The sequence below is a fragment of the Stutzerimonas chloritidismutans genome (assembly GCF_051486945.1).
Taxonomy (GTDB): Bacteria; Pseudomonadota; Gammaproteobacteria; order Pseudomonadales; family Pseudomonadaceae; genus Stutzerimonas; species Stutzerimonas chloritidismutans_B.
In genome coordinates this window covers 150890-174115 of record NZ_JAHVDX010000003.1, presented here as the reverse complement: position 1 = coordinate 174115, position 23226 = coordinate 150890, and the positions used below count along the sequence as shown (strand labels likewise).

Annotated in this window: 21 protein-coding genes; 9 read left to right on the top strand and 12 right to left on the bottom strand. The window is 64.3% G+C overall.

Features of this window, described 5'->3' with window-relative positions; genetic code table 11:
* From algC to coaBC, 3 genes are all read right to left on the bottom strand, one after another.
* Complete coding sequence (gene algC, locus KXR72_RS12835; RefSeq protein WP_437421975.1) at positions 1–1392, bottom strand: phosphomannomutase/phosphoglucomutase; 1392 nt, start codon at positions 1390–1392, stop codon at positions 1–3.
* Positions 1393–2619: 1227 nt separating this feature from the next.
* The gene (dut, locus tag KXR72_RS12830) at positions 2620–3075 is read right to left on the bottom strand and encodes a dUTP diphosphatase (RefSeq protein ID WP_437421490.1); all 456 of its coding nucleotides are present in this window, start codon (positions 3073–3075) and stop codon (positions 2620–2622) included.
* A 63-nt stretch (positions 3076–3138) separates the two neighbouring features.
* Positions 3139–4347 (bottom strand): bifunctional phosphopantothenoylcysteine decarboxylase/phosphopantothenate--cysteine ligase CoaBC, encoded by a 1209-nt coding sequence (gene coaBC / locus KXR72_RS12825; protein ID WP_437421489.1) that lies wholly within the window; start codon positions 4345–4347, stop codon positions 3139–3141.
* A gap of 119 nt (positions 4348–4466) precedes the next feature.
* Between coaBC and radC the strand changes: the two genes are divergently transcribed.
* Entirely contained in the window at positions 4467–5141 is a 675-nt protein-coding gene (radC, locus tag KXR72_RS12820) for a RadC family protein (protein ID WP_437421488.1), read from the top strand.
* A gap of 12 nt (positions 5142–5153) precedes the next feature.
* Here radC and KXR72_RS12815 read toward each other — a convergent pair whose 3' ends face one another.
* Complete coding sequence (locus KXR72_RS12815) at positions 5154–6491, bottom strand: hypothetical protein (protein ID WP_437421487.1); 1338 nt, start codon at positions 6489–6491, stop codon at positions 5154–5156.
* A 209-nt stretch (positions 6492–6700) separates the two neighbouring features.
* On the opposite strand from KXR72_RS12815, the gene KXR72_RS12810 reads away from it, so the two are divergent.
* From KXR72_RS12810 to KXR72_RS12800, 3 genes are all read left to right on the top strand, one after another.
* A complete protein-coding gene (locus KXR72_RS12810; RefSeq protein WP_437421486.1) occupies positions 6701–8218 on the top strand; it encodes a 3-hydroxyacyl-CoA dehydrogenase in 1518 nt (505 codons plus the stop codon).
* Between the two features lie 140 nt (positions 8219–8358).
* Complete coding sequence (locus KXR72_RS12805) at positions 8359–9924, top strand: methyl-accepting chemotaxis protein (RefSeq protein ID WP_437421485.1); 1566 nt, start codon at positions 8359–8361, stop codon at positions 9922–9924.
* A 96-nt stretch (positions 9925–10020) separates the two neighbouring features.
* Positions 10021–10557 carry a DUF962 domain-containing protein gene (locus KXR72_RS12800; RefSeq protein ID WP_437421484.1) on the top strand — a complete coding sequence of 179 codons (537 nt, stop codon included), beginning with the start codon at positions 10021–10023 and terminating at the stop codon, positions 10555–10557.
* On the opposite strand, the gene KXR72_RS12795 is transcribed toward KXR72_RS12800, so the two are convergent.
* The 4 genes from KXR72_RS12795 to KXR72_RS12780 all read right to left on the bottom strand — a co-directional run bounded on the left by KXR72_RS12795 (position 10558) and on the right by KXR72_RS12780 (position 14957).
* Entirely contained in the window at positions 10558–11304 is a 747-nt protein-coding gene (locus tag KXR72_RS12795; protein WP_437421483.1) for a hypothetical protein, read from the bottom strand.
* A gap of 175 nt (positions 11305–11479) precedes the next feature.
* Positions 11480–13024, bottom strand: a complete 1545-nt coding sequence (locus tag KXR72_RS12790) for a phospholipase D family protein (protein ID WP_437421482.1) — start codon at positions 13022–13024, stop codon at positions 11480–11482.
* 63 nt (positions 13025–13087) lie between these two features.
* A complete protein-coding gene (locus KXR72_RS12785; protein WP_437421481.1) occupies positions 13088–14395 on the bottom strand; it encodes an NAD(P)/FAD-dependent oxidoreductase in 1308 nt (435 codons plus the stop codon).
* Positions 14396–14468: 73 nt separating this feature from the next.
* On the bottom strand, positions 14469–14957 hold the full coding sequence (locus tag KXR72_RS12780; RefSeq protein WP_243606810.1) for an Lrp/AsnC ligand binding domain-containing protein: 489 nt from the start codon (positions 14955–14957) through the stop codon (positions 14469–14471).
* Between the two features lie 148 nt (positions 14958–15105).
* Here KXR72_RS12780 and dadA point away from each other — a divergent pair, with 148 nt between their 5' ends.
* From dadA to KXR72_RS12755, 5 genes are all read left to right on the top strand, one after another.
* On the top strand, positions 15106–16404 hold the full coding sequence (gene dadA, locus KXR72_RS12775) for a D-amino acid dehydrogenase (protein WP_437421480.1): 1299 nt from the start codon (positions 15106–15108) through the stop codon (positions 16402–16404).
* Entirely contained in the window at positions 16379–16735 is a 357-nt protein-coding gene (locus tag KXR72_RS12770; protein WP_437421479.1) for a RidA family protein, read from the top strand. The genes dadA and KXR72_RS12770 overlap by 26 nt, the downstream gene beginning before the upstream one ends.
* 102 nt (positions 16736–16837) lie before the next feature.
* Complete coding sequence (locus KXR72_RS12765) at positions 16838–17386, top strand: cupin domain-containing protein (protein WP_437421478.1); 549 nt, start codon at positions 16838–16840, stop codon at positions 17384–17386.
* Positions 17387–17528: 142 nt separating this feature from the next.
* Positions 17529–17954, top strand: coding sequence for a c-type cytochrome (locus tag KXR72_RS12760; protein ID WP_437421477.1), 426 nt, complete (start codon positions 17529–17531; stop codon positions 17952–17954).
* A gap of 138 nt (positions 17955–18092) precedes the next feature.
* Entirely contained in the window at positions 18093–18611 is a 519-nt protein-coding gene (locus KXR72_RS12755; protein ID WP_437421476.1) for a cupin domain-containing protein, read from the top strand.
* 15 nt (positions 18612–18626) lie between these two features.
* Here KXR72_RS12755 and xpt read toward each other — a convergent pair whose 3' ends face one another.
* The 4 genes from xpt to KXR72_RS12735 form a co-directional block, all read right to left on the bottom strand.
* On the bottom strand, positions 18627–19199 hold the full coding sequence (gene xpt, locus KXR72_RS12750; RefSeq protein ID WP_437421475.1) for a xanthine phosphoribosyltransferase: 573 nt from the start codon (positions 19197–19199) through the stop codon (positions 18627–18629).
* 190 nt (positions 19200–19389) lie between these two features.
* On the bottom strand, positions 19390–19980 hold the full coding sequence (locus tag KXR72_RS12745; protein WP_437421474.1) for a 3-keto-disaccharide hydrolase: 591 nt from the start codon (positions 19978–19980) through the stop codon (positions 19390–19392).
* 5 nt (positions 19981–19985) lie between these two features.
* A complete protein-coding gene (locus KXR72_RS12740; protein WP_437421473.1) occupies positions 19986–21605 on the bottom strand; it encodes an alpha-amylase family protein in 1620 nt (539 codons plus the stop codon).
* A gap of 2 nt (positions 21606–21607) precedes the next feature.
* The gene (locus tag KXR72_RS12735; RefSeq protein ID WP_437421472.1) at positions 21608–23143 is read right to left on the bottom strand and encodes an alpha-amylase family glycosyl hydrolase; all 1536 of its coding nucleotides are present in this window, start codon (positions 23141–23143) and stop codon (positions 21608–21610) included.
* Positions 23144–23226 lie beyond the last annotated feature (83 nt).

The window sequence follows — 23226 nt, the reverse complement described above, 5'->3', positions numbered from 1 at the left end:
TCAGAACGGCAGGGTGAGATCAGGCGCGACAGTATAAAGCTGTGCACGGAAGACTTCCTGTATGCGCTTGAGTTCTTCTTCGCTTTCGGCTTCGAACCGCAGGACCAGGACCGGCGTGGTGTTCGAGGCGCGCACCAGACCCCAGCCCTTCGGGTAGTCGACCCGTACGCCGTCAAGCGTGGTGATATTCGCCTCGCCCCAGTGAGCGTCGCGATGCAGGGCCTCGATGATGGTGAACTTGCTTTCCTCGGTGACCTTGATGTTGATCTCCGGCGTGGAGATGTCGTTGGGGAACGAGGCGAACACCTGCTCGGCATTGCGCTTGTCCTGGCTGAGGATCTCCAGTAGGCGTACCGCGCTGTAGATGCCGTCGTCGAAGCCGTACCAGCGCTCCTTGAAAAACACATGGCCGCTCATCTCGCCGGCCAGCAATGCGCCGGTTTCCTTCATTTTCTTTTTGATCAGCGAGTGGCCTGTCTTCCACATGACCGGGCGACCACCGTAGCCGCTGATCAGAGGGGTCAGGCGGCGGGTACATTTGACGTCGAAGATGATGTCGGCGCCCGGATTGCGCGACACCACATCTTTGGCAAAGAGCATCAACAGGCGATCCGGGAATACCACGGTCCCGGCGTTGGTCACGACGCCCACGCGGTCACCGTCGCCGTCGAAAGCCAGGCCCAGGTCGGCATTTTCCGCCTTCACCTTGGCGATCAGGTCTTCAAGATTCTCCAGCTTGCCCGGATCCGGGTGGTGGTTCGGGAAGTGCCCGTCAACGTCGCAGAACAGCGGGATGACCTTGCAGTCGAGGGCTTCGATCAATTGCGGTGCAATCACGCCGGCGACGCCATTGCCGCAGTCGACGACGACTTTCATCGGTTTGGCCAGCGCGATGTCGTCACGAATGCGCTTGAAGTAGCTTTGCAGCACGTCGACCTGTTCGGCCTGGCCGACGCCTTCGCTGAGGTTGCCAGTCTCGATCCGCTCGCGCAGAGCCTGAATCTGCTCGTTGGCGATCGTGTCGCCGGCGATGACGATCTTGAAACCGTTGTAATCCGGCGGGTTGTGGCTGCCGGTGAGCATGACGCCGGATTTGCCGGCCAGGACATTGGCGGCGTAATAGAGCACAGGGGTCGGCACCATGCCGACATCGCTGACAGTGCAACCGCTGTCCACCAAGCCCTGAATCAGGTGCTCGACCAGCGTCGGACCGGAGAGGCGACCGTCGCGACCGACCGAAACGTTCGGTTCGCCCTTGGCCAGGCTCTCGGAACCGACGGCGCGACCGATCCAGTACGCGGCCTCGTTGGTCAGGGTGTCGCCGACGACGCCACGGATGTCGTAGGCGCGGAAAATGCTCGCGGGCAATTGCGGGGCTTTGGGGGCGCTCATTGCGGTTTCTCGCTCCTTGGTGTCGAGGCCAAGCCAGTCCTGGTCCTCGTCGAGAATGTCGATGTCGAGAATATCGGTGTCCTGAAACAAGGGGTCGACGTACTCGGTGGATGGGGCTTGCCGGGGGCCGGGCTGTGGTGCAGCCGGGGCTTTGGCCGGTGCCGCTCCGGCGGTGCGGGGTGGCAGACGGGCCAGACTCTTGGCCAGCGCATCGAGCGCCGGCAGGCTCAAGGTCGGTGTTTTGATGGCCTTGCCGTTGGAGAGTTCCTGCACCATCTGTCCCAAGTGGATAACGTCCTCGCGCAGCTTTCGCTGTTGCGCGCTGAGCGCCATCTGCAGGCCGAGCAGCAAGCCACCGAGCGCGAGAAGCGCCGCCGCCAACAGGAACAGGGGTGATGGCGAGGCGGCACTCAGCTGCGAGCCAGGCAGGAACGTGAGCGTCCAGTTCGGGTTACCGCTGGGTAGCTTGATTGCCAGGTCTTCGCGCCCGCTACCGCCACGCTGTGCAAGTTGTTGCAGCGGCGCGTTGGCGAATTGCTGGGTGAGGCGTAATTGGCCTGCCTCGGCGGGAAGTGCCGGAAGGGTGGCCAGCAAGCGGTCAAGGGTTGTGACCAAGAGCAGCGAGCCGATGGCCGGCTGCTGCGGATCGGGACGCAGCGCGACCGCGCTGTAAAGCAACCAGGTATTACCGACCTTGAAGGCTTCCGGCGCGGGCGCCTGGCCGCTTTCGGCACGCTGCAGCAGGTCGAGCGCGGCGAAGTTCAAGGGGCCCGGGCGGCCTGTGTCCTGCCGAGCCTGGCCGCGCAAGCTGAGGTGGGCGTCGACCACGCCATCGCGGTAACCAAGCGCCTGCTCAGCCGCGCGAACCTGGCTAGGCGAGTCGCTGCGCAGTGCCTGTATCAGCTCGGGTGCGCTCGCTGCCGCACGGGTGTCGGCCGCCAGTTGGAGAAGCGCTTGGGCGAGGCCGGAGGCCTGGCTTTGCCCCCAGACCTGGGTCAGCTGGTAGTCCGCTTCTTTCTGGCTCGTTTGTTGTGCGAACCAGAGCAGGGCGCCGGCGGCCACCAGGCCGATCAGCCCGGGCAGCAGTCCCGGCATCAAGGGTGCGAGGCTGCCGCTGCGGCGGGGCGCGCGGGTGGCCTCGGTGGGGTTGAGTACACCTGAATCCTTGGCGGAGCGCTTGAAGAGTTTCATGGGGCTCGGTTCATCCTTAATGGGCGAGAGGTGGGCTCAGTGACTGCCGGAGTGGCCGAAGCCTCCCGCACCACGGTCGCTGCTGTCGAATTCGCTTACCAGCTCGAATTGCGCCTGGATCACCGGCACCAGCATCAGCTGAGCGATGCGCTCGCCTACGGCGATGGTGAAGCTGGTCTGCCCACGGTTCCAGCACGACACCATTAGCTCGCCTTGGTAGTCCGAATCGATCAGCCCGACCAGGTTGCCGAGCACGATGCCGTGCTTGTGACCCAGCCCCGAGCGCGGTAGTACCAGAGCGGCGAGGGTTGGGTCGCCGATGTGGATGCTCAGGCCGGTCGGGATCAGCAGGGTCTGCCCGGGTTCGATTACGTGGTCCTGCTGCAGCATGGCGCGCAGGTCCAGCCCGGCGGAACCGCTCGTCGCATACGCGGGCAGAGGGAAGTCGCGGCCTAGGCGCGGGTCGAGGACTTTCGCTTGGAGCTTATGCATGGTCTGGCCTGTTCGAGGTCGATGGGGCGGCGTTAGCGTTAGCGTTGTCGTTGTCGTTGGCGCTCAGTGCTGGTGGTAGCGGTCGGCGATGAAGCCGATCAGCTGGCGGGCAATGTGCCCCTTGCTGGCCTGGCTGAAACGCGTTTCGTGTTGCTGGCGGTCGATCACCGTAACGGCATTTTCTTCGCTGTTGAAGCCGATGCTGGGGTTGGCCACGTCGTTCGCCACGATCAGGTCGAGATTCTTGTCACGCAGCTTTCGCGTGGCATATTCGAGCAGATTTTCCGTCTCGGCAGCGAAGCCGACGCTGAAGGGGCGGTCATCCCGGCTGGCCAGGGTGGCGAGGATGTCCGGGTTGCGCACCATTTGCAGTAGCAGACCGTCGCCGTTGGTGGGGTCCTTCTTGAGTTTGTGCGGTGCGATCACTTCCGGCCGATAGTCGGCGACGGCGGCGGCGGCGATGAACAGATCGCAGGGCATCGCGGCTTCGCAGGCGGCGAGCATGTCGCGCGCGCTGACCACGTCGATGCGCTGGACCCGATCCGGTGTAGGCAGGAATACCGGGCCGGCGACCAGCGTCACGCGTGCGCCAGCCTCCGCAGCCGCCTCGGCCAGCGCGAAGCCCATCTTTCCGGAGCTGTGATTGGTGATGTAGCGCACCGGGTCGATGTTTTCCTGGGTGGGCCCGGCGGTAATCAACAGGTGCCTGCCCGTTAGCAGATCACGTTCGAAGCAGTCAGCTGCCGCTTGCGCCAGGTCGTTCGGTTCGAGCATGCGGCCGAGGCCGACATCGCCACAGGCTTGACTGCCGGAGGCTGGCCCGAACAGGCGAATGCCGCGTTGCTGCAGTAGGGTGCGATTGGCCTGGGTCGCTGGATCGGCCCACATCGCCTGGTTCATCGCCGGCGCGAGGGCTACGGGAGCATGGGTGGCAAGCACCAGCGTGGTGAGCAGGTCGTTGGCCACGCCCTGGGCCAGGCGTGCCATGAGATCGGCCGTGGCCGGTGCAACCAGCACCAGATCAGCCCAACGTGCCAGTTCGATGTGGCCCATGGCCGCTTCGGCGGCCGGGTCGAGCAGGTCAAGGTGGACGGGGTGGCCGGACAGCGCCTGGAGCGTCAGCGGGGTAATGAATTCGCGGCCCCCGCTGGTCATAACGACGCGTACCTCGGCGCCGTGATCGCGGAGCCGGCGCACCAGCTCGGCACTCTTATAGGCCGCAATGCCGCCGCCTACACCCAGCACGATGCGTTTCCGATAAAGCCGCTGCATAGGCCTGCCTTTTTACGGTGAGAACTGGTTCCGGCGAGCGCCGGTTGCCGTCGATAAAAGGCCGCTAAGATAGCACAGCGCCCCCACAGGACGAGGGGCAGGCTCGACAGGGAGACGACATGAGCATAAGGGACTGGCCTGCGGCGGAACGCCCGCGGGAAAAGCTGCTTGAACAGGGGGCGGCGGTGTTATCCGACGCCGAACTGTTGGCGATATTTCTACGGACTGGCGTGTCCGGCAAGAGCGCGGTAGACCTCGCCCGGCACCTGCTTGCCGAGTTCGGCAGCCTGCGTGCGTTGTTGGAAAGCGACCTCGCCGCGTTCAGCCAGCACCTAGGGTTGGGGCCAGCCAAGTTTGCCCAGCTGCAGGCCGTGCTGGAGATGGGCCGTCGGCACCTGGCCGAGCGCATCCGCCGCGATTCCGCACTGGAAAGCCCGCAGGCCGTGCGGGATTACCTCAAAGCCCGCCTTCGCCACGAGCCGCATGAGCTCTTTGCCTGTCTCTTTCTCGATTCCAAGCACCGGGTGTTGGCATTCGAAGTGCTCTTTCACGGCACCATCGATGGCGCCAGTGTCTATCCGCGGCAGGTGGTGAAACGAGCGCTGGCGCAGAACGCGGCGGCGGTCATCCTGACGCATAACCACCCTTCGGGTGTCGCCGAGCCGAGTCAGGCCGATCGCCATCTGACTCGGCGGCTGACCGATGCGCTGGCGCTGGTCGATGTACGTGTGTTGGATCATTTCATCGTGGGAGACGGCGAGCCGCTGTCGATGGCCGAGCACGGCTGGATGTAGCCCTGCCAATGCTCAAGCCAGCAGCGGGATGAGCAGCAGCGGCGTCAGCACGGCCAGGACGAAACGGCCGTTCCAGCCAAATGCGATGCGCCATGGTGACAACTGCGCATGGCGCGCCAGCAGAAGCGCCGACGGCCCATAGGGCGACAGCAGCATCGCCAGTGAGAAGCCAAACAGCAGCGCGACGGCAGGCTGAATGATTGCGATGCCTTGGCTCGCGAGCTGGGCCAAGAGCGCCGCGCACAGGTTGAGGGAAATGATCGGGGCGACGCCGACTAGAGCCAGCACCATGACCCCGATCGCACCGAGTGCGCCGAGCCCGAACAGGGCCAAGGGTGCTGACCCGATGTGATCGGCCAGGTGATGCACTGGCAACACGGCGGCCACCAGCCCGGCAAGCAGGGCCGAACTGGCGAAGATGAAGGTCTCGTTGCGCATGCCGAGCAGCGTGTCCCGGATTTCGAGTGCCACCGGGCGTGCTGCCGTGCCTTGCCAGAGCAGGATCACCACGACTGCCAGGGGCACCAGCAGCATCGCTGCCTGGGTCGCTGACAACCAGGTCGTGGCGGCCAGCGCCGCGATCGCCAGGATGCCAGCCAGGCTGCCTATGATCAGCCCGCTGAACCTTGCCGGCGCCAGCTGGCCTGCAGGCGCAACCGCCGTCTGCTCGGCGATCTGGCGCAAGCGGCGATTCTCTGCAGGCCAGCCGACCAGCAATAGGCACAAGCCGCCGAGCAGGCCGAACGGCAGCAACATGCTCCAGCTCAGGCCGGGCAATTCACGGGTGAGAATGGCGACTGCGACACTGGTCGGCGCCAGCAGCGGGACCAGGGCGAAACCCCGTAGCGCCGCCACCATCACCCCGCGCTGACCTTCACGACGTTGCGCCTCGGTGTAGCCCCCCTGCCTGAGGTGTGAATCCAGCGAACCGCAGACGAGATTGAGCATGCCGAAGCTCAGGATCGAGCTGATCGCGAAGGTGCTGGCAAGGTATGACGGGTATAGCCAGGCTCGCGGCCCGGACAGCAAGAGCCGGTGCAGCGCCCCGAGCTGATGCAGGCGCCTGACAAGGCAGTGCATCAAGCCAAGTGCGCCGATGAACGCCGCGTAATAGGCCGCGGATGCCAGCATCCGCGCCGCCTGCTCAAGATTCGCGGCCCCACTGGCGAGCCAGTAGCCCAGCAACGCCAGCGTGACCAGACCAAGCCGACGTGGATACGGCATCAATGAGCGCCAATGCCAGAGGAAAAAAACGGCCAGCAACACACCGCTGGCCACGCTCAGCGGTTGCCAGCGGGTTAGCAGACCCAGCAATTCCAGCACGAGGGCCAAGGGCAGCAGTCCGGTCATGTCGGAAGTTCAGGTCCGAGCATGGTGGACTGACAGATGGGCAAGCGCAGCAACTGGGCAGCTTGCAGCGAGGCGGGAAGGTCGATCGGTGCGGGCATCGAGGGACGTCGCGGATGGGTTGCGGATTAGACTGGCAGTCTTTAGTCTCTCGGTCAAATCAAGTGGAACGTTGTTTCGCTAAGCGAAACACAAGGCGGCCGGAGGTGGACATGGATCATTGCATAGGCATCATCGGTGCCGGCGCGATGGGGCGGGGCATCGCGCAGCTGTTCGCGAGCGCCGGCCATCGGGTGTTGCTTCACGACAGCCGCGCCGAGGCGATCGATCAGGCGCTGCAATTCAATCGCGAGCTTCTCGAACGTAGCGTGGCGAAAGGCCGGCTGACCGTCGATGCGTTGAATGCCGCGATGGAGCGCATGCAGCCGGCGTATCGCCTGGCCGACCTCTCCGGCTGCGACGTGTTGATCGAGGCGATCGTCGAGAGGCTCGAGGTCAAGCAGCAGTTGTTCGCCGAGCTGGAAGGCTTGGTGGCACAGGATGCAATTCTCGCGACCAATACCTCGTCGCTCTCGGTGACCCGGATCGCCAGTGCCTGTCAGCACCCGGGGCGCGTCGCCGGGTATCATTTCTTCAATCCGGTACCCCTGATGAAGCTGGTCGAGGTCGTCCGCGGCGAGCGTACCGACGCCGCCGTGATCGATCGCCTGGCGCGATTGGCCGAGCAAGCCGGCCACTTTCCCGCCGTGACGCCAGACACCCCCGGCTTTCTCGTCAACCACGCAGGGCGCGCTTATGGGACCGAGGCCCAGCGTATCCTCGCCGAGGGCATCGCAACGCCCGAGCAGACCGACCGTATCCTGCGCGACGGGCCGGGCTTTCGCATGGGGCCTTTCGAGCTATTCGACCTGACCGGACTGGACATTTCGCACGCGGTGATGGAGTCGGTGCACGACCAGTTCTACCAGGACCCGCGCTATACGCCCTCGTATCTCGCGGCACAGCGCGTCGCCGCCGGGCTGCTCGGGCGAAAGACGGGGCAAGGCTTCTATCGCTACGAGAACGGCCAGCAGATCCGCAGCCCTGAGCCTCAGCATGAACCGGTCGTGCTTGATCGCCCTTTTTGGCTCGACAGCTCCGACCCGGTACTACGCGGTCGAATCGGCGACCTGCTGCGGCAGGCTGGGGTCGCGCTGGAAAACGGCCGCGACCCGTCCAGCGATGCGATTTGCTTGATCACTCCGCTCGGTGAAGACGCGAGCCAGTGCGTGGCCCGGCTCGGTCTGCCGGGCGAGCGAACCTTGGCGCTGGACAGTTTCAGTGACCTGGACAAGCGCCGTGTCCTGATGCGCCAACCAGCACTCGAGCCGCGGTTCGAAGCGCAGGCGCGCCAGGCGCTGGGCGTCGACGGTGTGCCGGTGGAGGTGATCAACGATTCGCCCGGCTTCGTCAGCCAGCGGATCATCGCCAGCATCGTCAACTTGGGTTGCGAGATTGCCCAAAAGGGCATCGCCGACATGCAGACGCTTGATCGCGCCGTGCAGATCGCTTTGGGTTATCCGCTGGGGCCGCTCGGGTTCGCCGAACGCTTCGAGCCGGCGCGCATACTGGCCGTTCTCGAAGGCATGCAGCGCTGCTACGGGTACGAACCGCGCTACCGTCCTAGCCCCTGGCTGCGCCGCCGCGTACAGCTCGGGCTGCCGTTGGATATGCCGGACCGGCCCGGATAGTCGCGCACGGCTAAAGGTCCGCTTCCCGCAGCCGCTAAGCTGGTGAACCTGTCTGGCTGCCCTGCGACCAATGGACGGCTGCTGCCGTCGGGAAGTGGTGCTACAAGACGACCTTCACCGACGACAACAAGAGGCCATCCATGCGCCCTTCCTTTCGCCGTCATCCAGGCGCTTGCCTGTTGCATGCAAGCGCCCTGTTCATGCTCATGCTGGCCCATGCCTGGCTGGAGATGCCCCTCTACTTGACCGCGTGCCTGCTTCTGCTGGCAGCGCTCGTGCCGTGGCTTGGGCCCTGGCGGGCGTTGCCGCAGGCGTCGGCCGAGGCTGGCGCGCCGGAGAGTTTCGCCGACCTGAGCCGTAGCCTGTCGCGCCACACCTGTCACAACGCCCTGTCTGCTGCGCAGGTCTCCTTTAGTGCCGAGCAACTGGCGGCACGGTTGAAGTCACAGTTGACGGCGATCAGTGAGATTGCCGGTGGCGCGCAAGCCATGACCGAGACGGAACAGCACAGCGCAGACCGTGCGCGGCATGCCCTCGACGCCGCCCAGGCCGTGCGTGCCAGCAGCGACACCGGCCGCGCCGAGCTGCTGCGCGCCATCGAGCGGATGCAGCAGCTGAGTGCGCAGACGCAGTCCAGCCGGGCGTTGCTGGATGGGCTGTCGGCCCGCACCGAAGAGATCCGCCAGATCACCGATGTGATCCAGTCCATCGCCAGCCAGACCAACCTGCTCGCCCTCAACGCCGCCATCGAGGCGGCGCGGGCGGGCGAGGCGGGGCGCGGCTTTGCCGTTGTGGCCGATGAGGTCCGCAACCTCGCCGGGCGCACGAGCAGCGCGACGGAAGAAGTAGGGCGGATGGTCAGCGACATTCGCGAGCAGAGCCAGGCGGTGGTCAGCTACATCCATCGCCAGGCAGAGGCGCTCGACGAGGCGGCGCAACAGATTGCAGCCACCGGCAGCCAGCTGACCGGCATCGCCGAACTCGCTGGTGACGTCGAGTCGCAGGTCGCCGATATCACCGCCGGGACCGCCAGCAACCACGAACGGCTGGCGCAGCAGTTCGTGGCGATCGAGCAACTGCGCAGCGACGCATTGGACAGCGAGGCGCAGACTCGCCAACTCGAGCAGGCGGCGGAAACCCTTGTCGGCCAGGCCGAGGCCGTCAGCGAGCAGCTCGCAGAGGTGCAGCTCGACGATTATCACCAGCGTGTCTTCGACCTGGCGCGTGACGGCGCGGCAGCCATCGCGGCGCGCTTCGAGGCGGACCTGGACGCCGGCCGGCTGACCGTCGAGGACCTGTTCGACCGCAACTACCAGGCTCAGCCTGGCACCGACCCGGTGCGCTACCACACCCGCTTCGACCGTTATGCCGATCAGGTGCTGCCGGACATTCAGGAACCGCTGCTCGGGCGAAACGAGGCGCTGGTCTATGCCATCGCCACCACCCCGGACGGCTATGTGCCGACGCACAACCGCGCCTTCAGTCAGCCCCCAACGGGCGATCCGGCGGTCGATCGGGTCCGCAGCCGCAGCAAACGCCTATTCAACGACCGCACCGGCCGGCGCTGCGGCAGCCATGAGCGCAAGGTGCTGCTGCAGACCTACAGCCGCGACACCGGCGAGCTGATGCACGACATCTCTGTGCCCATCATTGTGCGCGGGCGGCATTGGGGCGGGTTGCGCCTGGGCTACCGCCCCGAGCCCTGACATGGCGCAAGCGCCCTGTCATTTGGCCGGGCGCGGCGATGGCCAGCTGGGTGCGGCTGGCTACACTCGATGGCAGGCCAACCGGAGTGCGCCCCCATGAAGACTCTTACCGACCACCTTGCGCAGTACGCCGCCTACCATCGGGATCCGCGCAATCTATTCAGCCATTTCATCGGCATTCCGATGATCGTGCTCGCGGTGGCGATTTTGCTGTCCAGACCTGGCGCCGATCTGCTCGGCTTCTGGTTCAGCCCGGCAGTAATGGTGTCGGGGCTGGCGGTTCTCTTCTATCTGCGGCTGGATCTGCGCTATGCCGTGCTCATGGCGCTCGTGCTGGCGCTGTTTGTCTGGGTGGGTGCCGGGTTGGCGCAGAAGCCGACAGCTGTCTGGTTCGGGGCGGGACTGGGACTGTTCCTGGTCGGCTGGGCGATCCAGTTCGTCGGGCATTACTACGAGGGCCGCAAGCCGGCATTCGTAGACGACCTGACCGGGCTGATCATCGGACCGCTGTTCGTCGCTGCCGAATTAGGATTCATGCTGGGCCTGAGGGAGCCGTTGCGCCACGCCATCGAAGCACGGGTCGGGCCGGCGCGGATGCGCCAGCGCCCGCTTGGACCCGACCCTCAGCGATGATCAACGAGCCAGCGCCATCCACTGTTCACTGAGGCCCCGCGCGTGGCGGTCGACCATGATCGGGGCGAAAGGGCGGCCGGATGCGGTGTTGAAGCTGTTGTTGCCGCTGTTCATGTCTTCCAGGGCGACCTTGAGAAAGCCCCAGCGGGCCTTGAGTTTGGCGACCGCAGGATCGGCTTTTCCGTCGAGCTCGGCCAATTGCGCATCGATGGCCGGCACCAGGCGCCGCTCGTCCTGGCCCAGATAGGTTTCGGGCTGCTCCCGCGCGGTTTCGAACGAGCCGACATAGGCTCGGCTGAGGTATTGCACAGTCAGGTACTCGACCTTGGCCGGCAGCTCAGCATGTGCATCGGCACCTTGTTGGCTGCGCACGGCTGTCAGGAAGTCGCGCAGCGCCTTGCTCATCTGCAGCGTCCAGCCCCAGGGCACGTCATCTTCTTCGCGGCCGAAGCCGGCGCCTTCGCGCAGGATGGCCTGTAGCGCCTGGTGACGTTCGACGAGTTCGCCATTGGCGCCAGGGAAGGCCACGATAGCGGCGGACAAGGCTTGCAGGTCCTGCTCCATGCGCGCCAGGTGCGCCTTCTGGAAACCTTCACCGCGGTATAGCAACAAGCTGCTGGTAGCGCGATTGGCGTGAATCTGCATGCTTTCGAGTGCGGTGAACGATTGGGCCTGTGCCGGGTTGATCAGCGCGGGAATGCAGCCAATCAGCAGCGTCACCATCCATATCCATTTGCGATGATGCATGTCGTGCTCCTTTTTATTCTTATAGAGCCGGTGCCGGTGGCCGGCATCACCGCTCCAGCCTAGTCAGTCGCGGTGGGCGAGCTATCACACCAAAGAATGAAATCAGGCGAAACGGCGGTTCACCGGCCTATCTTGGCCAAAGCGTCACGAAACCAAGGCTGGCGTTGGCGGTCGCTCAGAGCATTCGCTCAAGGCCGATTACCCGGCTGATCCACGCATTGAACCGGCGCCAGGCGCCACCCGGCTCACGGGTCAGCACGTGCTGCCGGCCTTCATCCTCGGCGATCCAGATCAGCTGTCGGTTACCCTCGTCGCCGGCCAGGCGTACCTCGTAGCTGACGGCCGGCGAGGTGCCTTCGAAGGTGAGCCGCTGGACCTCGCGGGCCAATTCCGGGCTGTCGACGAGGATGCCCACCTCGGTGTTCCAGAGAATCGAGCGTGGATCGAAGTTCAGCGAGCCGAGAAAGACCTGCTGCTGATCGAACACAGCGGCCTTGCTGTGCAGGCTCGATTCGGAACTACCGCTCAGGTTGTAGGAGGTTTCCTGGTCCGGCTGTCGGCGCAGTTCGAACAGCCGGACCCCGGCCTCGAGCAACGGTTTGCGGTAGGGCGCGTACCCGCCATGCACGACGGGCACGTCGGTGGCCTCCAGTGAGTTGGTCAGCACGCGGACGGCGACACCCTTTTCCGCGTGCCCAGCGAGATAGGCAACGCCCGTTTCAGTTGGAACGAAATAGGCCGAGATCAGTGTCATCTCGTGCTCGACCGCATCCATGTGCGGCTGCAGGCGGGTGGTCAGTAGGAGCTTTTCATCCGGCACACCCGGGGAGATGACCTTGTCGGGGTGATCCCAGAGGGCCTCGGCAGGCGCCCAGGTCAGATCGTCGAACCAGTCGTCCAGATTCAGGTGCTGCGGTTCAGCCATCAATTGGCGGTAACGCGCCGTGTCGCGTTGGCGCTGGTCGTCGAGATAGGCGGTTAGCCCTCGGCGCACTTCGTCCAGGTCTTGCGCTGTGGGCGGCCGGCTGAGGAAGTGCTGAATCGGCACGCTGAGCCTGTGGTTCCAGTACTCGTCGAAGCTGGTGCCCAGTTGCCGGGCGACCGGGCCGGCGGCCATCAGGTCGATATCGGTGAAGTTGAGCCCTGGCTTGGCATCGAAGTATTCGTCGCCAAGATTGCGCCCGCCGACGATCGCCAGGCTTGTGTCGGCAAGCATCAGCTTGTTGTGCATGCGCCGATGCTGCAGCGAAAGATGCAGCAGGCGACCGAGCGAACGGGTGACGATGTTGCTGCGCCCGACGCGCAATGGATTGAACACCCGGACGTGGATGTTCGGGTGCGCGGCGAGTGTGGCGATCTGGTAGTCGTTACCGTCGCTGGTGGTGTCATCGAGCAGCAGCCTGACCCTGACGCCACGGTCCGCGGCGCGGATCATCTCGTCCACCAGCGCCCGGGTGCTTAGCCCGTCATGGACGATGTAGTACTGCACATCCAAGCTCGTCTGGGCGCGGCGGATCATCTTTATTCGCGCAGCGAAGGCATCGGCGCTCGAGGGCAGCAGCCGAAAGCCCGACTGGCCCTTGGGCTGCTGCGCGGCGAGGTCATCGAGGTGGTCAGCGAGAGTGGAAGCAGTCGCCGGCAGCGCGTAGGACAGCGGTGCCGGTGGGAGCTGCCCGGCGCAGCCCGACAGCAACAGTACTGCGATCAGCAGCAGGCGCATGTGCACGTTGACTCCGTTTCTGCCCAGGTTCCTGGCAATTGGACGTCAACGCAGCGGCGGAATTCAGAACAGGTCCTTGAGCCGATACCAGAGCATGCCCAGCGCCAGCAGCGGTGAGCGCAGCCGTTGGCCACCGGGGAACGTGGGGTGTGGCACCTTGGCGAAGAGGTCGAAACGGCCCTGCGCCTGGCCGCTGATGGCTTCGGCCAGGAGCCGCCCGGCCAGGTGCGTGGCGTTCAGTCCGTGGCCCGAATACGCCTGGCCGTAGTAAACGTTCGGTTGATCGGCGAGGCGCCCGATCTGTGGCAGACGGTTGGCGCCGATGCCGATCATTCCGCCCCATTGGTACTCGATGCGGGTGCCCTGCAGTTGCGGGAAAACACTGAGCATCTTCGGCTGCATGTAGGCGCCGATGTCCTTTGGGTCTCGCCCTGAATAATGGCAGGCGCCGCCGAACAGGAGCCGGCCATCGGCGGACAGGCGGAAGTAGTCCAACGCCACGCGCTGGTCGCAGACCGCGGCGTTGGCGGGCAGCAAGTCGCGTTGCAGCGACTCGGACAGCGGCTCGGTGGCGATGATGTAGCTACCGGCCGGCAGCACCTTGCCCGCCAGCGATGGGTTGAGGTCGCCCAGATAGGCGTTGCATGCCAGCACCAGATGCCGTGCGCGCACGGCCCCGTGGCTTGAGTGCACCCGGACCTCATCTCCGTACTCGATGCGCATTGCCGGTGACTGCTCGAACACTTGCACGCCAAGGGATCGAGCGGCTGCCGCCTCGCCGAGAGCGAGGTTGAGCGGATGCAGATGGCCGGACCCCATGTCCAGCAGGCCGCCGAGGTAACGGTCGGAGCGGATGATCTCGTGTAGGCCAGCGCGGTCGATGCGGCGCAGCGGGTGACGGTAGCCCAGACGCTGCAGATCGGCATGATCTTCGTCGAACGCGACAAGATGGCGGGGCTTGGTTGCGAGGTCGCAGTAGCCCCAGGTCAGGTCGCAGTCGATGCCGTAGCGCTCGATCCGCTCGCGGACGATCTCTACCGCCTCGAAGCCCATGCGCTTGAGTTCGTCGACCCCAGCCTCGCCGATCACCGGGGCGAACTGTTCGACATCATGGCCAACGCCACGGATCAATTGCCCGCCATTGCGCCCGCTGGCGCCCCAGCCGATTCGCCGGGCTTCGAGCAGCGCCACGGTTAATCCGCGTTCGGCCAGTTCGATCGCCGTATTCAAGCCCGTAAAGCCGCCTCCGACGATGCAGACATCGACCTGCAACTCGCCTTCAAGGCGCGGCAGGTCCAGCGAACGATTCGGCGTGGCGGCGTAATAAGAGGGCGCGTGGGCGTCGCGAGCGGTGGCGGATTGCCGGGTCATGAGCGGGCCTTCGGATGCAGTCGATCCCGCAAGAGTAGTGCGAGCAGGCCGGGCGACGCAAAACGGATCCCGCTCAGTCGGGCACGGGAAGCTCGAGTGATTCCTTCACTTCTTCCATGACGATGTAGCTCTTCGATTCGCGCACGTGCGGCAGCTTGAGCAGGATGTCGCCAAGCAGTTTTCGGTACGAGGCCATCTCGGAAATGCGCGCCTTGATCAGGTAGTCGAAGTCTCCGGAAACCAGGTGGCACTCCAGCACATGCGGCAGCTTGAGCACGGCGCGGCGGAATTCTTCGAAGATGTCGCCGGATTTGTAGGCGAGGCTGATCTCCACGAAAACCAATAGGCCTCCTTTCAAATGCTGCGGATTGAGCCGCGCGGTATAGCCCATGATGATGCCCTCGCGCTCCAGCCGCCGGACGCGCTCGGTGCACGGCGTGGTCGACAGGCCAATGCGTTCGCCGAGTTCGGTGAAAGGCATGCGTCCCTCGGCTTGCAGTAGGCGAAGGATCTGCCGGTCTATCTTGTCCAGTTCGCGTCGGCTCTGATGCTTGGTTCTCATAGGCGTATCGACTCCACGAAAGCCGTTTCCAGCGTGAATAATTCGCAAATATAGCGCGCTATATAGCGAAATCCACTGCTGGCCTCTTTCTATACTCCGCTCAACAGTGACTTCAAGAAGCCCGGCAGCGAACGGGTGGGAGGCGGCGATGCGTGTTCTGGTGATGGGAAGCGGTGTGATCGGCACGACGAGTGCCTACTACCTGGCTCGGGCTGGTTTTGACGTTGTGGTGGTGGACCGTCAGCCAGCCGTAGCGATGGAGACCAGCTTCGCCAACGCCGGGCAGGTCTCGCCGGGCTACGCCTCGCCCTGGGCCGCACCGGGCGTGCCGCTCAAAGCCATGAAGTGGTTGATGCAGCGCCACGCGCCGCTGGCCATCAAGCTGACCGGTGACGCGCAACAGTATCTGTGGATGGCGCAGATGCTGCGCAATTGCACGGCGGCGCGTTATGCCGTGAATAAGGAGCGAATGGTGCGCCTGTCCGAATACAGCCGCGATTGCCTTGATGAGCTGCGTGCCGAAACGGGCATCCACTACGAAGGCCGGCAGCGCGGCACCACACAGCTGTTCCGCACCCAGGCGCAACTGGACAGCGCCGCCAAGGACATCGCCGTGCTGGAAGCCTCCGGCGTACCTTATGAATTGCTCGACCGTGCCGGCGTCGCTCGGGCCGAGCCGGCATTGGCGCAGGTCGCCGACAAGCTCAGCGGTGCCTTGCGTCTGCCCAACGACCAGACCGGCGATTGTCAGATGTTCACCACTCGGCTGGCGGATATGGCGCGTGAGCTGGGTGTGGAGTTCCGCTTCAACCAGAACATCCAGCACCTCGAATTCAGCGGTGACCGGCTCGATGGCGTGTGGATCGATGGCAAGCTGGAGCAGGCCGACCGCTACGTGCTGGCGCTGGGCAGCTACAGCTCGTCCATGCTCAAGCCGCTCGGCATCCGCGTCCCGGTGTACCCGCTGAAAGGCTACTCGCTCACCGTGCCGATCACTGATTCGGCGCTGGCTCCGGTGTCCACCGTGCTCGACGAAACCTACAAGGTCGCGATTACTCGCTTCGACGAGCGCATCCGTGTCGGCGGTATGGCTGAGATCGCCGGGCATGACCTGTCGCTTAACCCGCGCCGCCGGGAAACCCTTGAGATGGTCGTTGGCGATCTCTTTCCTCGGGGCGGTGATCCTCGCCAGGCGGAATTCTGGACGGGCCTGCGTCCTGCCACGCCGGACGGCACGCCGATCGTCGGCGCCACTGCCTACCGAAACCTGTTCTTGAACACCGGACACGGTACGCTTGGCTGGACCATGGCCTGCGGTTCGGGCCGCCTGCTCGCCGACCTGCTGGCGAAAAAGCGCACCCAGATCAGCACCGACGGCCTGGATATTTCCCGCTACGGCAAAACCAAGGAGCCCCATAAGCATGCCCATACAGCGCCTGCACACTAACGAACGGATGAGTCAGATCGTCATTCACGGCGACACCGTGTACCTGGCTGGCCAGGTAGGCGAGGACATGAGTGCCGGAATCGAACAGCAGACCCGCGAGACGCTGGTGAACATCGAGCGGCTGCTGGGCGAGGCTGGCACCGACAAGCAGCACATTCTTTCTGTGACTATCTATCTGAAGGACATCGACGCCGACTTCGCCGGCATGAACGCCGTTTGGGACAGCTGGTTGCCGGAGGGCGTCGCGCCGGCGCGGGCGACCGTCGAAGCCAAGCTATGCGAGCCGGAAATCCTCGTCGAGCTTTCAGTCGTCGCCGCACTGCCCACGTAATCCACGCACGCCGGGGCATTTCGTTCCGGCGTGTTGAAAATACTGAACGCCCTCGCCATCATAGCGGCCTCCATCATCCGCTCTTCATCGGGGGCTCCCGTATTGGACGTCGRCGTTCGACTGCAAACCATCCGCAAGCTCAAGGGCCTGTCCCAGCGTGAACTCGCCAAACGTGCAGGCGTTACCAACAGCACGATTTCCATGATTGAAAAGAACAGCGTCAGCCCCTCCATCAGTTCGCTGAAAAAGGTGCTGAGCGGTATCCCCATGTCCCTCGTGGAGTTCTTTTCGCCCGACTTCGATCAGGACAGCGATACCCAGGTCGTCTACAAGGCCGGCGAACTGATCGATATTTCCGACGGGGCGGTCAGCATGAAGCTGGTCGGCAAAGCCCATCCGGGGCGGGCCATTGCGTTTCTCGCCGAGACCTATCCGCCGGGCGCCGACACGGGCACCGACATGCTCTCGCACCAGGGCGAGGAGGCCGGCATGCTCGTCGAAGGGCGCCTGGAACTGACCGTTAGCGGCCAGACCTACGTGCTCGAAAGCGGCGACAGCTATTACTTCGAGAGCAGCAAGCCGCATCGTTTTCGCAATCCGTTCGACGCGCCTGCGCGGCTGATCAGCGCGACCACCCCTGCCAATTTCTAAGCCAGGGCACGGCGCTGCGACAAAGCGTCGCCTTGGCGGACGCCAGGGCATGGGTTGTTTTCGGCGGGGGCGGCTGCCGCTATACTGACCGCCGCTCGCGATACCGTGGCCGCGGGCGTGTCTAGCCACATGAGGGTGTAAGGTGAACCTGATTAAGAAGATCCTGGTAGCACAGACTGCCGTAGTGGCCCTGTGGGCAATGAGCGCTCAGGCTGCGACCAACGAAGACGCCATCGCCGAGCGACTCAAGCCGGTCGGTGAAGTCTGTATCCAAGGTGAAGAGTGTGCAGCCGCAGGCGCCGCGACCGCTTCCGCTGGCGGCGGTGCCCGCAGCGGTGAAGAAGTGGTCGGCAAGTTCTGCAACGCCTGCCACGGCACTGGCCTGCTGGACTCGCCGAAAGTCGGTGACACTGCCGCTTGGCAGGCTCGCGCCGACAAGGAAGGCGGCCTCGACGGCCTGCTAGCCAAAGCCATCTCCGGTATCAACGCCATGCCGCCGAAAGGCACTTGCGGTGACTGCACCGATGACGAGCTGCTTGGCGCCATCAAGCACATGTCTGGCCTGTAATCTGGCTGGGTTGACAGAGCCGCCTTCGGGCGGCTTTGTCGTTTCTGGGGGAGCAAAGCCCGCCGAATCCCGGTCGAAGGTGCATGATCATTGCCGAGGCCCGACCCGGTTGGCCTACGGCACAGCTACGAGGTGCTCATGCCCAGTTCCGCTCCACAGCCCGAGCAGCTGCACTTTTCCAGTGACGGCCGCACGCCCAATAGTCCACATCCCGTGCTCGTCTATCGCCAGTTACCGCTGGCCGACGCCGATTACGCCAGCGCGCTCGAAAACCTGTTCAACAGTCACCTGTGGCCAGCCCAGTGGCGAGCGGGTGTCTATGACTACCACCATTACCACTCGACTGCGCATGAAGTGCTCGGCGTGTCCCGCGGCTCGGCGCGCCTGATGCTTGGCGGTGAGCAAGGTCAGGAGGTAGAAGTGAAGGCGGGTGATGCGCTGGTTCTGCCTGCCGGGACGGGACATTGCCAGCTGAGCGCCAGCGAGGACTTCGAGGTGGTCGGCGGCTATCCGGTGGATCAGCAGTACGACTTGCTGCGGCCCGATGAAGGCAGCCATGCCGAAGCGCGTGCAAGGGTCGAGCGGGTTGGCGTGCCAGTGAGTGACCCGGTCGCCGGTACCCAAGGCGCGCTGGTAAGCCTGTGGCGCCGGGAGTGACCCGGCGTCGCCAGGTTATTCGACGAAAACGACCTTGCCATCGCTGAGCGCGGCGACGCGGGCCAGCGACTCAACGCGAAAGCCGGCTTCTTCAAGCTCACGGCGCCCGGCCTGAAAGGATTTCTCGATGACGATGCCGAGCCCGGCGATGCTCGCGCCCGCCTGCTCGATGATCGAGATCAGCCCCTTGGCTGCCTTGCCATTGGCGAGAAAATCGTCGATGACCAGCACCCGGTCGCTGGGCGACAGGTGGTGAGTGGAGATGGCGATGGTGCTCTCGACCTGCTTGGTAAAGGAATAAACCGAGGCGGTCAGCAAGTGGTCGGTGAGGGTGAGCGACTGGTGCTTGCGGGCGAAAATCACCGGCACGCCCAGCTCTAGCCCGGCCATGATTGCCGGAGCGATGCCCGAGGCTTCGATGGTGACGATCTTGGTGATGCCCTCATCACGGAACCGGCGGGCGAACTCCTGGCCGATCTGCTGCATCAGCACGGGATCGATCTGGTGGTTCAGAAAGGCGTCGACCTTGAGCACGCGGTCGGACAGTACGATGCCTTCATTGCGAATCTTCTGTTTCAGCTGTTCCACAAACGCGCTTCCTCAAGCGTGGGTGGCCCGGATTGCCTGACGAATCGGGGTGCTGAAAACCAGTTGGGCGCTGCGCCAATACGGCGAGCGCCCAGCTCGTTTCTATTCTGCTTCCGCTCGTCACTGCTTACCGCAGCCTGGAAAGCCGCGCATTCTCGCTCAATTCCATGCGCGGGTCCAAGTGGACCGTTCAGTCCGGTGTTTCTATCGACAGGCGGCGAAAGCTCGCCGCTTCGCCGTGGTGTTGGATCACTACGTGCCCTTCCTCAGCCTGGGCAAAGCGTGGATAGCCGCTGAATTTGCTGTTGGCGATGCGCTCGCGCAATGCAGGGTCATCGAGGCGATAGCGCAACACGCAGCGTCCGCCGAGCCAGTGCTCGACTTCGCCGTCACGCACGCTCAATGCGGCTTCGATGAACTGCCCTGCGGTGATCGGCGTCTCCAGCTCAGGCCGTAGCAGCCCGTACAGCGCACCGTTGCGCGTCGTCGGCTCGCGGCCGTCGGGATGGCCTTCGTCATCGAGCAGTTGCATCTCCGGCCCGCTGTGCCAGCTCAGCTTGGCGTCTTCTTCGACGCGACAGAACAACCCGGAATTGCCCGCGACTGGCAAGGCGAATTCCAGGCGCAGCACGAAGTCGCGGTAACGCTCGCGGGATATCAGATCGATCCGCCGCGTGCCGGCGATGGCATGGAGTTCGTCACCTGCCACGCGCCAGCAGTCATGGGGAAAATCGTCGCCGTGCCAGCCGCGCCACTGAGACGCATCGAGTTGCGTAATCATCCCATTCATCCAAACAGTTGCTGTTTACGCCGCAGCCAGCGGTAGCCGTACGGCCCTAGTCGGATCTTCAGCGGCGCGCCTTCAGGTTGGTCGTAATCGCAGTCGGCGAGCACATCGACCATGTCCTGCAGGTCGTCCGCTGTGATTTCAACCGTGGTTTCTTTGTCCGCCAGGTTGACCAGCATAAGCACCGTCGAACCGTTGTCGTGGCGAATGGCAAAGACGGCTGGGTCGTCGACCTCGACGGTAGAACGCTTTCCAATGCCGATCTCGCGCAGCCCGATCCGTGTGCGAATCATGTTGCCGGTGCGCGCCATCAGCGAGTCGCTGCGCAGGGTTTGGGCGAACACATTGATCTTGTCGAAGGCGAAAGGGCCTTCATCGATCAAGGGGGCGGCGAGCTCGCCGGTGGTGCAGGAGAATCCAGCGTTGGGCTCGTTTGACCATTGCATCGGCGTACGCACGGCCTGGCGCTCGGGGCGCTCCATGTCGTCGCCCATGCCGATCTCTTCGCCGTAACGGATGATCGGCGTGCCAGGTAACGAGAAGAGCAGGGCGTGGGTGGCGGCGATCCGGCGCTCATCACCGTCGAGCATGGGCGCGAGCCTTCGGCGGATGCCGCGGTTGTAAGCGCGCATCTTCGGGTCGGGTGCGAAGGTATCCATCACTTCATTGCGCTCGCTCTCGTCCAGCCGGTCGAGGCTCAGTTCGTCATGGTTGCGAATCCATAACGCATATTGCGAATGGCTGGGCGGCAGCGGCTGAGCGTTGAGCGCGCGAGTCAGGGGTTCGGCCTGTTGCCGTGCCAGTGCCAGGAACAGGTGGTTGTTGGTCCAGAAGTCCAGCAGCAGGGTGACGCGGTCGGCCTCGTCGCCGAAGTATTCGACGTACTTCTCCGGATCGGTGTCGATCTCGCCAAGCAGGACCGTTTCCGGCCGGCGCATGGTAACGAAGTCGCGCATGTGCTCAAGCAGCCAGTAGCCTTTCTTCAGGTCGCCGCCCCCGGCCTGGCGAACCATATGCACGGCCGCGTCGATGCGGAATCCCGAGACGCCCAGGCGCAGCCAGAACGACATGATCCGTTCGATCTCGTGAATCACGCGTGGGTTGGTCAGGTTCAGGTCGGGCTCGTGCTTGTAGAACAGGTGGCGGTAGTACTGCCCGGCTTCTTCGTCCCAGGTCCAGACGCTGTCCTCGACCGTCGGGAAGATCGGCTTCATGGCGTCATCTGGCTCGTCGGCCCAGATGTAATAGTCGCGGTAGGGCGAGTTGCGGTCGCGGCGCGCTTCCTGAAACCACTTGTGTTCAATGGATGTGTGCTGCACCAAGAGCTCGACGATGACGTGAAGACCCAGCTCCTCGGCCTTCTCCAGCAGCGCGACCATGTCGGCGAGATCGCCGAAGCGCGGCGCGATCTGCAGGTGATCGGTGACGTCGTAGCCCGCATCGAGAAACGGCGAGTCGTAGCAGGGCATGATCCACACCGCCGTCGCGCCCAGGCCACGGATGTAGTCCAGGCGTTCGGCAATGCCGCGTAGATCGCCGCAGCCGTCGCCATTGCTGTCGCGGAACAGGGCGGGATCGACCTGATAGATCACCGCGTTGCGGTACCAGAGTGGGCGCATGCTCAGTTCTCCGTTGGACGCAGGACGACGGCTTGCCCCGGGTTCAGGGTTCCGCCATAGGGCGCGCCTTCGCCGACCCCGTCGCTGGCGACTTCCACGCGCCAGTTGCCGGTGTGTGGGTAGGCGTGGGGTTGTTCGGCGAAGTTGATGCAGACCAGGCGGCAGTCGTCGCCAAGCCGTCGGCGATAAACCAGCACTTCGGGATGTGAAGGCAGCTCTTCGAAGTCACCGTGATGGAGCGCCGGGCTGGCTTTACGTGCTGCCAGCAGCCGTTGGTAAAGCGCAAACATGGAGTTCGCTGCACCGGTCTGTCGCTCCGCCGCCAGTTCGTCGGCTTCGGGTGGGAAAGGTAGCCAGGGCTCCGCGCCAGTCCATCCGTGAGGGGGCTCGGCTTGCCACGGGATAGGGGCGCGACAACCGTCGCGGCCACCCGGATCGACACGGGTTTCGGCAGTGATCAGCGCATCCTCCAGCCCCAACTCTTCACCCTGATAGATGAACGGTGTGCCGCGCAGCGTCAGCAGCAGCACCGCCGCGGCGCGGGCAGCCTGTTCGGAACCCTTGTACCGACTGCGCTGGCGCACGTTGTCGTGGTTGGACAGCACCCAGGTCGGCCAGGCTCCGGCCGGTTGCAGCCAGTGCTCGACCTCGCGGATGCAGGTGCGAAACAGCACCGGGTCCCAGGGCGCGTCGAGCGGGTTGAAGTTGAAGGCCAGATGCAGCTCGTCGCCGGCGCCGTAGTACTGCAGCACGCGCTCGGTGGAACGGATGTTCACCTCGCCGACCAGCATGCGGTCGCCGGGATAGCTGTCTACCAGGCGGCGCAGACCGCGGAGCACTTCATGACTGTAGGGTTGATCGTTGAAATCCGAGAGCGGTTGACCGGCCTGGCAGCGCGGGTCATCGGCGAAGCTCGGATCCTTACCGGTGCAGTGGATGACGTCGATACGAAAGCCGTCGACGCCGCGGTCGAGCCAGAAGCGCAGTACGTTGTGCATCGCCTCGATCACTTCGGGGTTGCGCCAGTTGAGGTCCGGCTGCTTGGGGAGGAAGAGGTGCAGGTAGTACTGCTGGGTGTGCTCGTCCCAGGTCCAGGCGCTGCCGGCACCCAGCGCGGCACGCCAGTTGTTCGGCTGATCGCGCCAGATATACCAGTCGCGCTTGGGGTTGTCCCGCGAACTGCGCGACTCGACGAACCAGGGGTGCTCGTCTGAGGTGTGATTGGGCACGAAGTCCAGCAGCACGCGAATGTTGCGGGCATGGGCTTCGGCGATCAGCCGATCGATGTCGGCCAGCGAGCCGAACAACGGGTCGATGTCGCAGTAGTCGCTGATGTCGTAGCCGGCATCGGCCATCGGCGAGCGGAAGATCGGCGATAACCACAGGGCATCGACGCCCAGCTGTTGCAGGTAATCGAGATGGCGCAGCACGCCGTTGAGGTCGCCGATGCCGTCGCCGTTGCTGTCGGCGAAGGAACGCGGGTAGATCTGATAGATGGTGGCGCCTTTCCACCAGGGTTGCCGGTTCGAATCGCTCATGCGCCTCCCCTTTCGGTTCGAGGGGCCGCGTTAGACGGCCCGTGAGGTTACGACTGACGAGCGGTGCGCGGGTTTCGCCGATC

Excerpts from the sequence above, each read along its gene's own strand:
- dut (WP_437421490.1), bottom strand. The coding sequence starts at position 3,075 with ATGCATAAGCTCCAAGCGAAAGTCCTCGACCCGCGCCTAGGCCGCGAC.
- KXR72_RS12735 (WP_437421472.1), bottom strand. The coding sequence starts at position 23,143 with ATGAGCGATTCGAACCGGCAACCCTGGTGGAAAGGCGCCACCATCTAT.
- KXR72_RS12795 (WP_437421483.1), bottom strand. The coding sequence starts at position 11,304 with ATGCATCATCGCAAATGGATATGGATGGTGACGCTGCTGATTGGCTGC.
- KXR72_RS12810 (WP_437421486.1), top strand. The coding sequence starts at position 6,701 with ATGGATCATTGCATAGGCATCATCGGTGCCGGCGCGATGGGGCGGGGC.
- KXR72_RS12800 (WP_437421484.1), top strand. The coding sequence starts at position 10,021 with ATGAAGACTCTTACCGACCACCTTGCGCAGTACGCCGCCTACCATCGG.
- KXR72_RS12780 (WP_243606810.1), bottom strand. The coding sequence starts at position 14,957 with ATGAGAACCAAGCATCAGAGCCGACGCGAACTGGACAAGATAGACCGG.
- KXR72_RS12815 (WP_437421487.1), bottom strand. The coding sequence starts at position 6,491 with ATGACCGGACTGCTGCCCTTGGCCCTCGTGCTGGAATTGCTGGGTCTG.
- KXR72_RS12745 (WP_437421474.1), bottom strand. The coding sequence starts at position 19,980 with ATGATTACGCAACTCGATGCGTCTCAGTGGCGCGGCTGGCACGGCGAC.
- radC (WP_437421488.1), top strand. The coding sequence starts at position 4,467 with ATGAGCATAAGGGACTGGCCTGCGGCGGAACGCCCGCGGGAAAAGCTG.
- dadA (WP_437421480.1), top strand. The coding sequence starts at position 15,106 with ATGCGTGTTCTGGTGATGGGAAGCGGTGTGATCGGCACGACGAGTGCC.
- KXR72_RS12785 (WP_437421481.1), bottom strand. The coding sequence starts at position 14,395 with ATGACCCGGCAATCCGCCACCGCTCGCGACGCCCACGCGCCCTCTTAT.
- coaBC (WP_437421489.1), bottom strand. The coding sequence starts at position 4,347 with ATGCAGCGGCTTTATCGGAAACGCATCGTGCTGGGTGTAGGCGGCGGC.
- KXR72_RS12790 (WP_437421482.1), bottom strand. The coding sequence starts at position 13,024 with ATGCGCCTGCTGCTGATCGCAGTACTGTTGCTGTCGGGCTGCGCCGGG.
- KXR72_RS12755 (WP_437421476.1), top strand. The coding sequence starts at position 18,093 with ATGCCCAGTTCCGCTCCACAGCCCGAGCAGCTGCACTTTTCCAGTGAC.
- algC (WP_437421975.1), bottom strand. The coding sequence starts at position 1,392 with ATGAGCGCCCCCAAAGCCCCGCAATTGCCCGCGAGCATTTTCCGCGCC.
- KXR72_RS12770 (WP_437421479.1), top strand. The coding sequence starts at position 16,379 with ATGCCCATACAGCGCCTGCACACTAACGAACGGATGAGTCAGATCGTC.
- KXR72_RS12740 (WP_437421473.1), bottom strand. The coding sequence starts at position 21,605 with ATGCGCCCACTCTGGTACCGCAACGCGGTGATCTATCAGGTCGATCCC.
- KXR72_RS12805 (WP_437421485.1), top strand. The coding sequence starts at position 8,359 with ATGCGCCCTTCCTTTCGCCGTCATCCAGGCGCTTGCCTGTTGCATGCA.